The organism is Simplicispira piscis, assembly GCF_054783455.1.
The window spans coordinates 128119-141748 of record NZ_BAAGQN010000013.1 but is presented as its reverse complement, the minus strand read 5'-3'; the positions used below and the strand labels follow the sequence as shown (position 1 = coordinate 141748).

Here is a 13630-nt window from a genome sequence, read left to right as displayed (position 1 = left end):
CCACCATGGGCTCTTCTCCCATGACAACCAGCAGCGGGGCACGGCGCATTCCGCCCATCCAGTGCCTGCTGACCTTCGAGGCCCTGGCCCGTCTGCGCAGCGTCACGCTCACAGCCGACGAGTTGTGCGTCACGCCAAGCGCGGTCAGCCACCGTGTCAAGCAGCTGGAGCAAATCCTGGGCACGCAGCTGTTTGGCCGGGCTGATTTCTCCCTCACCACCGACGGCATTGCCTACCTGGCCCATGTGCGCGAAGGCCTGGGCGCGCTGCAGCGGTTTCCAGGCATGACCGGCACCCCCGGCAAACGGCGCCTGAAGCTGGCCGTGACGCCCACGTTTGCGCGCGTCATCCTGATCCCCCGGCTGCGCCAGTTCACCGAGGTGTACCCCGAGATCGACCTGGCGCTGCAGATCTCCATCCCCCTGCTGGACGTGGTCGCCGAAGATGCCGACCTGACCGTGCGCTTTGGCACCGGCCACTACGCCGACCTGGAGCACGCCGAAATCGCACGCGATGTGGTCACGCCCCTGGCATCACCGGCCTGGCTGCGCGAGCACGGCCCGTTCGAGCGGCCCGATGAACTGGACGTGGGCACCCTGCTGCGCAGCCCCCTGGAGCCCTGGCGCACCTGGTTTTCGGCCGTGGGCCTGGACTGGCCCGAACCGCGCGAGGGCTCGCAGTTCAACGACGTAGGCCTGATGTGCGACGCCGCCGCCGCCGGCATGGGCGTGGCCCTGGTACGGCTCAAGCTGGGTGCGCCCTGGATCGAGAACGGCACCCTGGTGCGCCTGTTCGACACCGACGTGCCCAGCCCCCACGCGCACTACCTGTGCTGGCGCACCGGCACCATGGACCGCTGGGAATGCGCTGCCTTTGCCGAGTGGCTGCACAAAACTGTGATTTGATCCTCACAATCTTCGTCTCCAGCTACGCCAGTGCCTCCAGGCAAGCCTGCACCACCGTGGGATGGCAGGCCATTTCTACATGGGGCACACCCTCGATCAAGCGGTGGCTGGCGCCCGGCAGCGCTGCTGTGCTGGCCGGGAAGACGATGTTGTCGCAGTTGGAATACCAGCAGGTAAACAGCGCCGCACGCCCCGGCGGCTCGGCGCCGCCCAGCGCACCCACCCAATCGCCATACAGCGCCATCTGCCGGCCATTGACCGCACGCGAGAAACGTCCGGCCCAGGTGCCCCCATGCGGCGTACCCAGGGTGATGGCGTGGTGCATGCGTGTGTCGGACTGGTACGTGCGCAGCCAGGCACGGATGGCCAAGCCCCCCATGCTGTGCCCGATGAGCAGCGGCGCCATGCCGGTGGCTGCGGTCACGCGGCGCACAGCGTCCTCCACCAGGGGCGCATAGTCGTCGATCGAGCCGAATACCGGCTCCAGGTTGACGGCCACGTAAGCGTGGCCGCTGGCGCGCAGGCGCTCCATCCACGGCAGCCACAGGCCCCGGTTGCACACAAAGCCGTGCACCAGCACCACGCCACGCCGCCCGGTGGGCGCGCCCGGTAGCCAGTCGGGCACCGACTGGCTACGAAACGGCTGGCGCCAGCAAAACACCGCCAGCGCCACACCCAGCTCGCGCCACCAGGCACGCCAGACCTGGGTCACACGGGCGCGCGGGGCCGGGTCGTCGCGGTTGGTGTGGTGCATCAGCATGAACTGCAGGCCCATCACCAGGCCAAAGAACAGCCAGCCCAGCGCCAAGCCGCCCAAGGCCCATGCGGGCGAATGCGGCCAGACGACAAGCAGCCAGGCCAGGTTGCCGAGCACGATGCCCAGGGTCAGAAGGGTTTGCAGGCGGGCAATCATGGCGTGGCGCAGTGGTCTAATGAAAGACACATTGTGCAACCTGACCCGAGCCCATGGACGCTGCTGAAACCATCCGCAATTGCATCGCCGACGTGACCGCCCTGCGCCTGAGCCGCCAGAGCGACCCGGCACTCGCCCAGGCGGTGCTGGAGGTCAAGCAACTGCAGTCCCGCCGCTTCATGGGCACCTATGCCGACCTCATGGCCAACCCCATGGTGGAGCCGGCCACGCGCTTTTTTCTCGATGAGCTGTACAGCCCGGGCGACTTCACCGCCCGCGACGACCAGTTTGGCCGCATCGCGGGCACGCTGCAGACGGTGTTCCCCAAGCCCGTGGTGCAGACCGCCGTCTCGCTGGGCGTGCTGCATGCTCAAACGGAGCATCTCGACCAGGCCATGGGGCGCGTCTGGCTCACCCTTGCCAGCACGCCCGATGCCGCACGCTATGTGGCAGCCTGGCGCGCCGTGGGCGAGCGCCATGCGCGCCACCAGCAACTCGATAGCGTGCTCGCCATCGGCAAAGACCTGACACGCCTCACGCGCATGCCCGGCCTGCGCACCATGCTGCGCATGATGCGCAAGCCCGCGCAGGCGGCGGGCCTGGGCGCGCTGCAGCATTTTCTGGAAACAGGCTTTGACACCTTTGGCGCCCTGGCACGCCAGCGCGGCGCGGTCGAGCAATTTTTGTCCACGGTGCACGAGCGCGAGGCACAACTGATGCAGACCATGTTCGACGCCCCCGCTGTCGCCTGCGCGACCGAACTGGCCACCACCCTAGGACAAGCCCGATAACGGCAAGCATCCGCTTGCTTGAACAATGGTGCCCCACCTCTCTCACCCTTTTTGACGGTTGAACCACGCATGGACAAGATCTGGCTGAAGAATTACCCCGCAGGCGTACCCCACGACGTGCAACCCGAGCAGTACCGCTCGGCCGCACACCTGCTGGAAGAGGCGATGCGTACGCATGCAGCCAACCCCTTCTCGGTGTGCATGGAGCGCTGGATGTCGTACCGCGAGCTCGACCGCCTCAGCGCCGCGCTGGGGGCCTGGCTGCAAGGCCAGGGGCTGGAGCCCGGTGCGCGCGTGGCCATCATGCTGCCCAATATCCCGCAGTTCGCCGTGACCATGGCCGCCGTGCTGCGCGCGGGCTACACCTGCGTCAACGTCAACCCGCTCTACACCGCGCGCGAGCTGGAGCACCAGCTCAAGGACTCGGGCTCCACTGCCATCGTCATCCTGGAGAACTTCGCCCACACGCTGTCCGAGGTCATCGACCGCACCGGCGTGCAGCATGTGGTCATGGCCTCCATGGGCGACCTGCTGGGCTTTTGGTATGGCCAATGGATTACCTTTGCCGTGCGCCACCTGGCCAAGATGGTCCCGGCCTACGGCCTGCCCCTGTCCCAGGGGCGCAAGGTGGTCAGCTTCAAGAAGGCGCTGGCCCTGGGCGCGCGCCGCAGCCTGCAGCCCAGCCCGGCCAACCTCGACTCCATCGCATTTTTGCAATACACCGGCGGCACCACGGGCCTGTCCAAGGGCGCGGTGCTCACGCACCGCAACATCGTTGCCGCCACGCTGCAGGCCGAGGCCTGGTTCACCCCGGCGCTGGCAAAGATGGGCGACCTGTCCAAGGCCAACAATATCGCGGCGCTGCCGCTGTACCACATCTTCGCGCTCACGCTGTGCCTGCTGGCCATCCGCCAGGGCTCCCACCTGACATTGATCCCCAACCCGCGCGACATCCCAAAGTTTGTCGAAACACTGAAAAAACGCCCCTTCCACATGCTGCCCGCAGTGAACACGCTGTTCAACGCGCTGCTGCAGAACGCCCAATTCCGGGCGCTCGACTTCTCGCACCTGTGCGTCTCGCAGGCCGGCGGCATGGCAGCGTCCGAGGGCACGGCGCAGCAGTGGCAAAAGGTGACCGGCCACACCATGATCGAAGGCTGGGGCATGAGCGAGACCTGCGCCATCGGCACCAACAACCCGGTGAACAACACCGAGTTCAGCGGCAACATTGGCTTGCCGCTGCCTGGCATCGACATCGCCATCAAGGACGACGCTGGCAACAGCGTGCCCCAGGGCGAATCGGGCGAAATCTGCATCCGCGGCCCCAACGTCACCCCGGGCTATTACAACCAGCCCGAAGAGAATGCCAAGGCCTTCACGCAAGACGGCTTCATGCGCACGGGAGATATCGGCATCATGGACGCCGAGGGCTTCACCCGCATCATCGACCGCAAGAAGGACATGATCCTGGTCAGCGGTTTCAACGTCTTCCCGAACGAAATCGAGAACGTCATCTCTACCTGCCCCGGCGTGCTCGAATGCGCTGCCGTGGGCATCGCCGATGAGAAGCAAGGCGAGGCCGTGAAGGTGTTTGTGGTGCGCAGCGACCCGGCACTGACCGAGGACGATGTGGTGCGCTACTGCCACGACAACCTCACCGGCTACAAGCGGCCCAAGTACATCGAATTCCGCGACGACCTGCCCAAGACCAATGTCGGCAAAATCCTGCGGCGCGAGCTGAGGACAACCCCCTAAGCGGCTGCGCCGCTTGAACGGCTTGGCGGCCCTTGCGCGGCGGTCGCTGGCCTGGGCCGCGCCCATGGATTCACTCTCTATTCAATAGCCTATGACGCATACTGTTCCTACGCTACCGCCCGAAATCACTGTTTTTGAACGCGGCTGGCTGTCGTCCAACAACATCCTGTTCATGGGAAAACGTTCGGGCAATGCGCTGGTGGATACGGGCTACTGCAGCCATGCTGCGCAAACCGTGGCACTGGTGCATTCAGCCCTGGGCGAGCAACCGCTCACGCGCATCCTCAACACCCACCTGCACAGCGACCACTGCGGCGGCAACGCCGCGCTGCAGGCGGCCTGGCCTGGTGTGCAGACCGCCATCCCTCCCGGGCAGGCCGAGCATGTGCGCCATTGGGACCCCTACGCTCTGAGCTACACCCCCACGGGCCAGGAATGCCCGCAGTTCCGCTGCGACGCGGTGCTGGAGCCGGACACCGAGGTGCTGCTGGGCGACACACCCTGGCAGGTGCATGCCGCCCCGGGGCACGACCCGCATTCGGTCGTGTTGTTCGAGCCGCAAGACCGCATCCTGATCTCGGCCGATGCGCTGTGGGAAAACGGCTTTGGCGTGGTCTTCCCTGAACTGGAGGGTGCGCAGGCCTTCGCCGAGGTGTCAGACACCCTCGACCTGATCGAGAAGTTGGCGCCATGCACCGTCATCCCCGGCCACGGCCCGGTGTTCCACGACGCCCCGCGTGCTCTGGGCGTAGCGCGCAAGCGGCTCGATGGTTTTGTGCAGCAACCGCTCAAACACGCGCTCTACGCGGCCAAGGTGCTGCTCAAGTACAAGCTGCTCGAATGGCAAGAAATCTCGGTGACGGACCTGCGCGCCTGGACCGATGCCACACCCTACTTCGGCGCTATGCACGAACGGCATTTCAGTGATCGCAGCCAGAGCGAATGGCTGGAAGGGCTGATGAATGAACTGGTGCGCTCCGGCGCGGCACGGCGCGAGGGCGATCTGCTCATCAACCTCTGACCCGGCAAGTCGCTGGGTACCAAGGCCAGGCTCACATTGCCATCACCACCGGCCCGCCTTTCTGGATGGCGCGCTGGTACGCAGGCCGGGCTTGCATGCGCGCGCAGTAGGCCTGCAAATGGGGGCGTTCGGCCGCCTTGGCGCCGCGTGAGAGCGCTGCCTCGACGGCAAAACTCATCTGAAAATCCGCCATGCTCAGGTGCTCACCCGCAAACCAGCGGTGGCGGCCCAGGTGGTCTTCCATATAGGCCAGGCCTGCTTCAACATTGGGATCGATGAGCTGCTGCTGCACTTTGGCGCACAAGGCCCGTGCAATCGGCTTGGCGAAAAAGGGCATGGGCTGGCCCGGAATGCTGACAAACACCAGCTTCATCACCAGCCAATTCATCAGCGAGCCCTCGGCGTAGTGCATCCAGAAGCGGCTGCGCCGGTGCTCGGGCGTGCCGGGCGCGGGCTGCAGGTGGGCCATGTCCCCCGTGGCGCTGGCGCCATAGGTTTCCACCAGGTATTCGATGATGGCGCCCGACTCGGCAATCGTCTCGCCCTTGTCCGTAATGACGGGCGACTTGCCCAGCGGGTGCACCTTGCGCAGCGCCGCCGGCGCGAGGCGGGTGCGCGGGTCGCGCGCATAGACCTTGAGCTCGTAGGGCACGCCCAGTTCTTCCAAAAGCCAGAGGATGCGCTGCGAGCGCGAGGTTTCAAGGTGGTGAACGGTGAGCATGGTCGCCATCTTAGGCAGAAACCCGGCAAGGCGCTGGCCTGCGCTGCAATGCATTTGCTATGCTAAAAATAGCTGCTAGCGCTTACCCCATAAGCGCTAGAGGCCAAAAACATCAAAACCTCAAGGCAAGTCCTTGTTCGCCTCGGGCTCCGCCGTTTTGCGCGGACCGATGGTGCCCAGGCGGCTTTTGAGCGACTGGGGCTGGCCCGTGATGAGCGCCGCGTAGTTGGTGGTGTTGGCCAGCACCTTCTTCACGTAGTCGCGCGTCTCGGCAAAGGGCACGTTCTCGGCCCAGATGGCGGCGTCGAGCACGGCGCCGTTGCGCCAGTTGCGCGGACGGCCAGGGCCTGCGTTGTAGGCGGCGGCAGCCAGGGGCATGGAGCCGGCAAAGTCGTCCAGCGCCAGCTTGAGGTAGGCCGTGCCGATGGCGATGTTGGTGTCGCGCTGGTTGAGCTGCTCGGGCCGGAAATCGGTCAGGCCGATCTTTTTGGCGGTCCAGCGGGCGGTGGCCGGCATCACCTGCATCAGGCCTGAGGCACCGACGTGCGAGCGCGCGTCCATGATGAAGCGGCTTTCCTGCCGGATCAGGCCGTACACATAGGCCGGATCCAGCCCGATGGCCTGGGCACGCTCGACCACGGCGCTCTGGAACGGCATGGGAAAGCGCTGCTGCATGTCGATCAGGCTGCGCGTGCGTTCGCTGGTGTTGATGCAGCGGTCCCACACCTGCTGCTGGCAGGCGAAGTCGGCGGCGGCCAGCAGGGCGCGGTCGGACATGCCGCCGTTGTCGTGCAGGTTGGTGGTGTAGTTCCACTCGCGCACGCCCTCGGATCGCAAGCCCATCAAGATCGCGTACAGCCCCCGGTTCAGGCCCAGGTTGGCTTTGGCGGCGGCCTTTTCCTCGTCGGTCAGGGGCGCGGGCGCGGGGGGCAGCGTGACGCGCTGGCCCAATTCTTCGAGCGCCAGCTGCTCATAAAAACCACGCGTTCCGGCAATGTTCTGCAGCAGCCGCTGCGCCTGTGCGCGCTCGGCCTCCTGGGGCCGGCCAGCCAGCAGGGCGCGGGCTTTCCAGTACACCCAGGTGCTGTCCTGGCGGGCTTCTTCGCTCATGGCGTCGACTGCCTTGCGCACCACGGTCCACTGCCCTGCGCGCAGCGCAGCGCGCACCTTCCAGGCGAGCTGGTCGTCGCTCAAGTCGGTGTCACGGGTCACATTGGCAAAGTAGCCGGGCGCGTCGGAGGAGAGCCGCTGCGCCGCCGCCTTGCCCATCACGCCCCAGGCCCAGTTGCGTTCTTCGGGTGAGAGGTGCACGCCCCATTTGCTGTCAAGCTGCGCGACTGCGGCATCGACATCGCTGGTGGCCAGCTTGATGAGCGCGAGCAACACCAGTTCCTGGCGCACCTTGCCGCCCGCCGTGGAATGGGCGCGCAGGTATTTGGTCGGCGCATCGAGCAGTTCGCGCATCTTGTCCAACGACTCGGGCGCCACAATTTCGACGGCATTGCGCGCGGCGCGGGGGCGGTTGGCCTCGACCGCCAGGCGGGCCTTGCGCCAGACATCCAGGGCGCTGATCTTGCGGTCGGTATAGAACTGGCTGGCCGCATGGGTGCAGCCATCGTCGGCATCGCGCAGCGCAAACCAGGCTTTCTGCACATCGTCACCGGCGTTGGCCGGGGCTGTGCCTTTGATCTGATCGACCAGCAAGGCATAGCAGCGCACCTCGCGGTCGTCCTGCATGCGGTACTGGGGGTGGTAAGCGGCAAACTGCGCCCAGTCGCGACGCTGGCCCAGCAGCAGCAGCCAGTCGTTGCGCAGGCGGTCTTCCTGGTAGGAGCCAGCGTAGCGCTGCAGAAAGGCCTGCACCTCGGCGTCGGTGGCCTCGTTCAGCCGGGCCTTGAGCGTCCAGTAGGCCGCCCAGGGTTCCAGCGCATGGCCGCGCACGGTGGGCAGGAGCTGTTCGAGCTTTTTGCGGTCACCCTTGCGAAAGGCCTGCTGCATCTCCAGCACGGCATCATCGGCACGGTTTTGTGCCTGCGCCGGGGGCGTTCCCAATGCCAGCCACGCACAGGCCAGAAGCGGTGTCAGAATCTTCAGTGAATACATTGGGGGATTATGTGATGGACAAAGCAGCCCTGCGGCGCACTCTGGTGGAACAACGCTTGAACATGCCCGACCGCCTACAGCGCGCCGACTTGTTACAACAGGCCATGCGCATCTGGCTGATCGGGCGCCCCGATAGCGTGATCGGTGCCTACTGGCCGATCAAGGGCGAATTCGACCCCCTGCCCGCATTGCACCGCTGGAAGGAAGACGGAGAACTGCTCGATGAATCGCAGTTGCGCCGCATTGGCCTGCCGGTGGTGAACAAGCAGCACAAGACGCTGACCTTCCACGCCTGGTACCCCGGTTGCGAGATGGAAGAGGACGCCTACGGCATCCCCAAACCCAAGGGCACCGAGCTGATCGTGCCCACACTGCTCTTCGTGCCCTGCGTGGGCTATGGGCCAGGCGGCTACCGGCTGGGCTACGGCGGTGGCTTCTACGACCGCACCCTGGCCACGCTGCAGCCCCGCCCCTTTACGGTGGGGCTGGGCTACACCCAAGGCTATCTGGACGACTTTGAGCCCGAGCCACACGACCTGCCGCTGGACGGCATCCTCAACGACAACGGGGTGGTGTGGCCTGTGTAGGGCGCCCGCTGGGCTGCTGCGGCAAGCTGGCACGGTCTTGCGCTTTGGGTTATTCAGAGCTAGAAGCTGGACCCCGGTAATTTGAGGAATTCAATTTCTTCTGCCGTAGAGACGCGGCCCAGTATCTTGTTCCGGTGGGGATAGCGCCCAAAGCGATCGACGATGGCCTTGTGCCGCAGTTCAGGTTCGTACCGAGACGGCGCATGCTGTTGGAACAAAGTTTCAGCCTGTACGTGAATGACCCGGGACTCGCTGTGCATGTAAGGCATGAGGAGGAAGCCGCATTCCTCTGCACCGAGTTTGAACAGAAGGCCTGCCGACACTGCTTCCTGCGCCAAGGCCAGCGCCATCGAGTCCTGGGCAAAGGCCAACGGCGTGCCGCGGTAAATATTCCGTGAGAACTGGTCCAACACGACAATTTCGGCCAAACGCCCTCTGGCGGTTCCACGCCAGACGAACAACTCGCCAGCAGCGGCTTGTTGCAGGACATCCCCAAAGCGCTTCCTTAACAAGGCATCGAAGGACGGATCAAAACACCTCCACTGGTCTTGATCAATTTCCTTAAACCAAAAGGTCAGTATCTCTTCCAACATTTCCGATTCCTACGCTCTCGCTACGCAAGAGAGGCTGCGCAACGCTTTCAAAATAATAGCTTGCTACGCTTACTGCGAAAGCGCCAGAGGCCAAAAAAGCCTGAAGTTAGCAGAGCCATGGCAGGCGAAGCGGCAATGGAACCATCCCAGCTTCCGTGAAGGCCGGTTGCTAGCGGCCGACAGTAGTTTGCCTGCAGCTTCTGCAGCCCGCATGCACCCGATGGGTTCACGCAGGTGATGGTGGTTTTGGCGCGGCTGCCGTCGCTTCGGACAGAGCAGACAGCACCGCGCCGGAGGATGGACCGCTGAGGTTTGTGCTGCTTCATTACACATAATTGCAATTTCATATTATTTGTGTAATATTTACCGCCATGCCTTCCTGCCGCACACCCGAACCCAAGGTACAGCCCAAGCACCTGCTGCTCGAGTTGCTGTTGGCCAGCGGCGACGAGCCGCTGCCCGTCAGCCATGCCGTGGCCGCATGCGCGGTGTTCGGTCTCAGCGAAAACCATGTGCGCGTAACCCTGGCGCGGTTGGCCGCGCAGGACATGGTGCTGACCACCGAGCGCGGCGCCTACCGCCTGGGCCCGGCGGCGCGCAGCCTGGCGCGGGATGTGGCGAACTGGCGCCACGCCGAACAGCGCCTGCGCCCCTGGAACGGGCAATACGTGGCCGTGCACTGCGGCGCACTGGCACGCAGCGACCGCAGCGCCACCCAACAGCGCGAGCGCGCCCTGCACCTGCTGGGATTTGCCGAGCTGCAGCGCGACCTTTACCTGCGCCCTGACAACATCGAGCAGGACATAGCCGCCATCCGCGAGCGTCTGCACACGCTGGGGCTGGAGCCACAGGCCGTGGTCTGCGGCTGCACCTCGCTCGACGCGGCGACCGAAGCCGCGGTGGACTTGCTGTGGGACGGCGCCGCCCTCAACCGCGCCTACCGCGCCACGCAACAGCGCCTCGAGGCCTGGCTGGCCGGTGCGGCGCACCTGCCCACGCCACAGGCCGCACGCGAATCCTTCTTTCTCGGCGGTGCGGCCATCCGCCAGCTCGTCTACGACCCGCTGCTGCCCGAGCCCATGGTGGACGGTGCGCTGCGCCAGGCTTTCATCCACAGCGTGCACGCCTTCGACGCGGCGGGCCGCGCTATCTGGAACCGCTTCTACGACACCCTGCCCACCCCCGACACAGCGCCCCGCAAGGCGCGGCTGCGGGTGGCTTGCGGCGCGATAGACAACCGACATGATTTCACTCCGGAGACAACACCATGAACGCCCTTGACGACACCACCCTGAACACCCGCTACCTGGCCAACACCCATGTGGTCGAGAACGTCTCCTGCGAGCTCGCCAACTACAACATGTACGCCCAGGACACCGCGCTGCGCGAAGCCGTGCAGCGCGAGGGCGCGGCCTGGGCCGACGCCGAGCTGCACCGGTTCGGCCAGCTCACCGGTTCGGCCGACTACCTGGAGCAGGGCAACCTAGCCAACAAGTTCCAACCCGAGCTGGAAACACACGACCGCTTTGGCAACCGCATCGACCTGGTCAAATTCCACCCGGCCTACCACCAGTTCATGGGCACGGCGATCGAGCACGGTTTGCATTCCTCGCCCTGGACCGACCCCAAGGGCGGCGCCCACGTGGCGCGTGCCGCTGGCAACTACCTGCAAGCCCAGGTGGAGGCCGGCCACGGCTGCCCCATCACCATGACCTTTGCCGCCATTCCGGCGCTGCGCCTCCAACCCGATCTGGCTGCCTTGTGGGAACCCAAAATCACCGCCCGCGTGTACGACCCGCGCAATATTCCGGTCGAGCAAAAGCAGGGCGTGACCATTGGCATGGCCATGACCGAGAAGCAGGGCGGATCGGACGTGCAGGCCAACAGCACACGCGCCTACCCCGTGGCGCAAGGCGGCCCCGGCCAGGCTTATGAGCTGGTGGGCCACAAATACTTCGTCTCGGCCCCCATGTGCGACGCCTTCCTGGTGCTGGCGCACACCGACAAGGGCCTGTCGTGCTTCCTGCTGCCGCGCTGGCGCCCGGACGGCAGCAAGAACCCCATGCAGGTGCTGCGCCTGAAGAAAAAGATGGGCAACGCCTCCAATGCGTCGAGCGAAACCGAACTGCGCGGCGCGCTGGCCTGGATGGTGGGCGAGGAAGGGCGCGGCGTGCGCAACATCATCGAAATGGTGGCCATGACGCGCTTTGACTGCATGGTGGGTTCGAGCGCGGGCATGCGCATGGCGCTGTCGCAGGCGCTGCACCACTGCGCGCACCGCAGCGCCTTTGGCGCGCGCCTCAACCAACAGCCGCTGATGCAGAACGTGCTGGCCGACCTGGCGCTGGAGAGCGAGGCCGCAATGACGCTCTCCATGCGCGTGGCGCGCGCGCTCGACCACCGCGAAGAACGCCACGAAGACTTGCTGGTGCGCCTGGTGACCGCCGTGGGCAAATACTGGATCTGCAAGCGCACGCCGGGCCACGCCTACGAGGCCATGGAGTGCATCGGCGGCAGCGGCGTGATGGAAGACAGCATGTTCCCGCGCCTGTTCCGCGAATCGCCGGTCAACGCCATCTGGGAAGGCAGCGGCAACATCCAGTGCCTGGACGTGCTGCGCGCCATGGGCAAGACCCCCGAAGTGGTGGAGGCCTTCTTCACCGAACTGCGCCACACCCAGGGCCAGAACCGCTTGCTGGACGAACATGTACGCGATCTGGGCAAGGAATTTGCCGACACCGCCGACCTGCAATACCGCGCCCGCCACGTCGTCGAGCGCATGGCCCTGGCGCTGCAGGCGTCCCTGCTGGTGCGCAGCGCCCCGGCCTTCGTGGCCGACGCGTTCTGCGCCTCGCGCTTGGCGCCGCAAGGCAGCTTCAACTACGGCGCATTGCCGCGCGGGGTGGATGTGGCCGCCATCATCGAGCGCGCCACGCCACGGCTGGACTGAAGACCCTGGCCGGGTCAGCGGCATCCGTCCCCTGCGCGCCGCACCCCGCCTACCTTGCCGCACAATGGGCCGCTCCTTCGCGGTCCATTTTTTCTTCAGCAGGTGCCCCATGCTCAAGCTCTACATCGGCAACAAGAACTACTCCTCCTGGTCCATGCGCCCCTGGGTGCTGCTGCGCCAGGCCGGCATCCCTTTCGAGGAAGTGCTGGCCCGCTTTGACAGCTTTGACGCCAGCTCGCAATTCAAGGCCACGCTGGCTGGTATTTCGCCCACCGGCAAGGTACCCGTACTGGTCGACGGCGACCTGACGGTGTGGGACACCCTGGCCATTGCCGAATACTTGGCCGAAACCTATCCCGAAAAACAGCTCTGGCCCCAGGACAAGGCGGCCCGCGCCCAGGCCCGCAGCATCACCGCCGAAATGCACAGCGGCTTTGCCGCCCTGCGCGGTGCCTGCCCGATGAACATCGAGGCCGACCTGGCCCAGCAAGGCGCACTGATCTGGCGCGACAAGCCTGCCGTGCGCGCCGATGTGCAACGCCTGGTCGACATGTGGAGTGGCCTGCTGGAAGAGCATGGCGGCCCGATGCTGTTCGGCGCATTCACCATCGCCGACGCCTTCTACGCCCCGGTGTGCATGCGCCTGCACAGCTACGGTCTACCCTTGCCTGCGCACATCCAGGATTACGTGCAGCGCGTGCGCAAACTGCCCGGTGCCAAGGCCTGGATCGACGGCGCCCTGGCCGAGCAGGACTTCCGGGCGTTCGAGGAGCCTTATCGGCTCCAGCGCTGAAACGCCACTCACCCCGGCCGGAACTGCTTGCGCAAAAACGGCTTGTGCCGCGCGATATGCGCCAGCTGCGCGGGGGCGATGGAGCCGCCCAGGGTTTCGTCCTCGGTGTTGAGCACTGCGTTGGCGTGCTGCATGGCGCGCGCCACCACGTCGGCCTCGCTCACGCCCTGCTGCGCGGCCAGGTCCATGGCGACGCGGCGCATGGCGCGCTGCGACAGCATCCACATGGCACCGAAGGCGTCCCACGCGCTGGCGGCCTCCAGGGCCTTGTCCCGATCGGCCAGGATTTCGTTCAGGGGTTTGGCCAGCAATTCCTGCAAACCTTCGAGCTGCTCCTGCAGCGCCTCGGCGCGCTGCTGCAGTTGCGCGGCAGCCGCCTCGGTGGCCGAGGGCGCTGCCGGCACGGGAATGGGCAGGCTGCCGTCCAGGTTGGGCTGAACGATGGTGATGTGGGGCGATGAGGACATGGGCGGACTCCAGAGACAATGGGTGCCTTGA

At 65.6% G+C, this 13630-nt stretch carries 13 protein-coding genes; 8 read left to right on the top strand and 5 right to left on the bottom strand.

Going from position 1 to position 13630, the window contains the following annotated elements:
* Positions 1-20: 20 nt before the first annotated feature.
* Positions 21-905 carry a LysR substrate-binding domain-containing protein gene (locus tag ACYVOC_RS08080; RefSeq protein WP_116005052.1) on the top strand — a complete coding sequence of 295 codons (885 nt, stop codon included), beginning with the start codon at positions 21-23 and terminating at the stop codon, positions 903-905.
* A gap of 22 nt (positions 906-927) precedes the next feature.
* On the opposite strand, the gene ACYVOC_RS08075 is transcribed toward ACYVOC_RS08080, so the two are convergent.
* Complete coding sequence (locus ACYVOC_RS08075) at positions 928-1818, bottom strand: esterase/lipase family protein (RefSeq protein WP_461161477.1); 891 nt, start codon at positions 1816-1818, stop codon at positions 928-930.
* A gap of 53 nt (positions 1819-1871) precedes the next feature.
* Between ACYVOC_RS08075 and ACYVOC_RS08070 the strand changes: the two genes are divergently transcribed.
* The 3 genes from ACYVOC_RS08070 to ACYVOC_RS08060 all read left to right on the top strand — a co-directional run bounded on the left by ACYVOC_RS08070 (position 1872) and on the right by ACYVOC_RS08060 (position 5385).
* The gene (locus ACYVOC_RS08070) at positions 1872-2609 is read left to right on the top strand and encodes an FFLEELY motif protein (RefSeq protein ID WP_116005054.1); all 738 of its coding nucleotides are present in this window, start codon (positions 1872-1874) and stop codon (positions 2607-2609) included.
* Between the two features lie 69 nt (positions 2610-2678).
* The gene (locus ACYVOC_RS08065; protein WP_461161431.1) at positions 2679-4364 is read left to right on the top strand and encodes an AMP-binding protein; all 1686 of its coding nucleotides are present in this window, start codon (positions 2679-2681) and stop codon (positions 4362-4364) included.
* A 91-nt stretch (positions 4365-4455) separates the two neighbouring features.
* Complete coding sequence (locus ACYVOC_RS08060) at positions 4456-5385, top strand: MBL fold metallo-hydrolase (RefSeq protein ID WP_461161430.1); 930 nt, start codon at positions 4456-4458, stop codon at positions 5383-5385.
* A 31-nt stretch (positions 5386-5416) separates the two neighbouring features.
* On the opposite strand, the gene ACYVOC_RS08055 is transcribed toward ACYVOC_RS08060, so the two are convergent.
* Both ACYVOC_RS08055 and ACYVOC_RS08050 read right to left on the bottom strand, forming a co-directional pair.
* A complete protein-coding gene (locus tag ACYVOC_RS08055) occupies positions 5417-6106 on the bottom strand; it encodes a glutathione S-transferase family protein (RefSeq protein ID WP_461161429.1) in 690 nt (229 codons plus the stop codon).
* Between the two features lie 120 nt (positions 6107-6226).
* Positions 6227-8209 (bottom strand): lytic transglycosylase domain-containing protein, encoded by a 1983-nt coding sequence (locus ACYVOC_RS08050; RefSeq protein WP_461161428.1) that lies wholly within the window; start codon positions 8207-8209, stop codon positions 6227-6229.
* 14 nt (positions 8210-8223) lie between these two features.
* On the opposite strand from ACYVOC_RS08050, the gene ACYVOC_RS08045 reads away from it, so the two are divergent.
* Positions 8224-8796 carry a 5-formyltetrahydrofolate cyclo-ligase gene (locus ACYVOC_RS08045; protein WP_461161427.1) on the top strand — a complete coding sequence of 191 codons (573 nt, stop codon included), beginning with the start codon at positions 8224-8226 and terminating at the stop codon, positions 8794-8796.
* Positions 8797-8855: 59 nt separating this feature from the next.
* Here the strand turns inward: ACYVOC_RS08045 and ACYVOC_RS08040 are convergent, their stop codons facing one another.
* Positions 8856-9389 carry a DUF924 family protein gene (locus tag ACYVOC_RS08040; RefSeq protein ID WP_461161426.1) on the bottom strand — a complete coding sequence of 178 codons (534 nt, stop codon included), beginning with the start codon at positions 9387-9389 and terminating at the stop codon, positions 8856-8858.
* Between the two features lie 371 nt (positions 9390-9760).
* Here ACYVOC_RS08040 and ACYVOC_RS08035 point away from each other — a divergent pair, with 371 nt between their 5' ends.
* The 3 genes from ACYVOC_RS08035 to ACYVOC_RS08025 all read left to right on the top strand — a co-directional run bounded on the left by ACYVOC_RS08035 (position 9761) and on the right by ACYVOC_RS08025 (position 13132).
* Complete coding sequence (locus ACYVOC_RS08035) at positions 9761-10660, top strand: PaaX family transcriptional regulator C-terminal domain-containing protein (protein ID WP_461161425.1); 900 nt, start codon at positions 9761-9763, stop codon at positions 10658-10660.
* Positions 10657-12339 carry an isovaleryl-CoA dehydrogenase gene (locus tag ACYVOC_RS08030; protein WP_461161424.1) on the top strand — a complete coding sequence of 561 codons (1683 nt, stop codon included), beginning with the start codon at positions 10657-10659 and terminating at the stop codon, positions 12337-12339. Before ACYVOC_RS08035 ends, ACYVOC_RS08030 begins: the two co-directional genes overlap by 4 nt.
* A gap of 109 nt (positions 12340-12448) precedes the next feature.
* Positions 12449-13132, top strand: a complete 684-nt coding sequence (locus tag ACYVOC_RS08025; protein ID WP_461161423.1) for a glutathione S-transferase family protein — start codon at positions 12449-12451, stop codon at positions 13130-13132.
* Positions 13133-13140: 8 nt separating this feature from the next.
* On the opposite strand, the gene ACYVOC_RS08020 is transcribed toward ACYVOC_RS08025, so the two are convergent.
* Positions 13141-13599, bottom strand: coding sequence for a hypothetical protein (locus ACYVOC_RS08020; protein WP_116005064.1), 459 nt, complete (start codon positions 13597-13599; stop codon positions 13141-13143).
* Positions 13600-13630 lie beyond the last annotated feature (31 nt).

Bases quoted from the DNA above. Each gene is read 5' to 3' on its own strand.
- ACYVOC_RS08055 (WP_461161429.1), bottom strand. From the start codon at position 6,106: ATGCTCACCGTTCACCACCTTGAAACCTCGCGCTCGCAGCGCATCCTC.
- ACYVOC_RS08045 (WP_461161427.1), top strand. From the start codon at position 8,224: ATGGACAAAGCAGCCCTGCGGCGCACTCTGGTGGAACAACGCTTGAAC.
- ACYVOC_RS08030 (WP_461161424.1), top strand. From the start codon at position 10,657: ATGAACGCCCTTGACGACACCACCCTGAACACCCGCTACCTGGCCAAC.
- ACYVOC_RS08050 (WP_461161428.1), bottom strand. From the start codon at position 8,209: ATGTATTCACTGAAGATTCTGACACCGCTTCTGGCCTGTGCGTGGCTG.
- ACYVOC_RS08070 (WP_116005054.1), top strand. From the start codon at position 1,872: ATGGACGCTGCTGAAACCATCCGCAATTGCATCGCCGACGTGACCGCC.
- ACYVOC_RS08025 (WP_461161423.1), top strand. From the start codon at position 12,449: ATGCTCAAGCTCTACATCGGCAACAAGAACTACTCCTCCTGGTCCATG.
- ACYVOC_RS08060 (WP_461161430.1), top strand. From the start codon at position 4,456: ATGACGCATACTGTTCCTACGCTACCGCCCGAAATCACTGTTTTTGAA.
- ACYVOC_RS08020 (WP_116005064.1), bottom strand. From the start codon at position 13,599: ATGTCCTCATCGCCCCACATCACCATCGTTCAGCCCAACCTGGACGGC.
- ACYVOC_RS08035 (WP_461161425.1), top strand. From the start codon at position 9,761: ATGCCTTCCTGCCGCACACCCGAACCCAAGGTACAGCCCAAGCACCTG.
- ACYVOC_RS08040 (WP_461161426.1), bottom strand. From the start codon at position 9,389: ATGTTGGAAGAGATACTGACCTTTTGGTTTAAGGAAATTGATCAAGAC.
- ACYVOC_RS08075 (WP_461161477.1), bottom strand. From the start codon at position 1,818: ATGATTGCCCGCCTGCAAACCCTTCTGACCCTGGGCATCGTGCTCGGC.
- ACYVOC_RS08080 (WP_116005052.1), top strand. From the start codon at position 21: ATGACAACCAGCAGCGGGGCACGGCGCATTCCGCCCATCCAGTGCCTG.
- ACYVOC_RS08065 (WP_461161431.1), top strand. From the start codon at position 2,679: ATGGACAAGATCTGGCTGAAGAATTACCCCGCAGGCGTACCCCACGAC.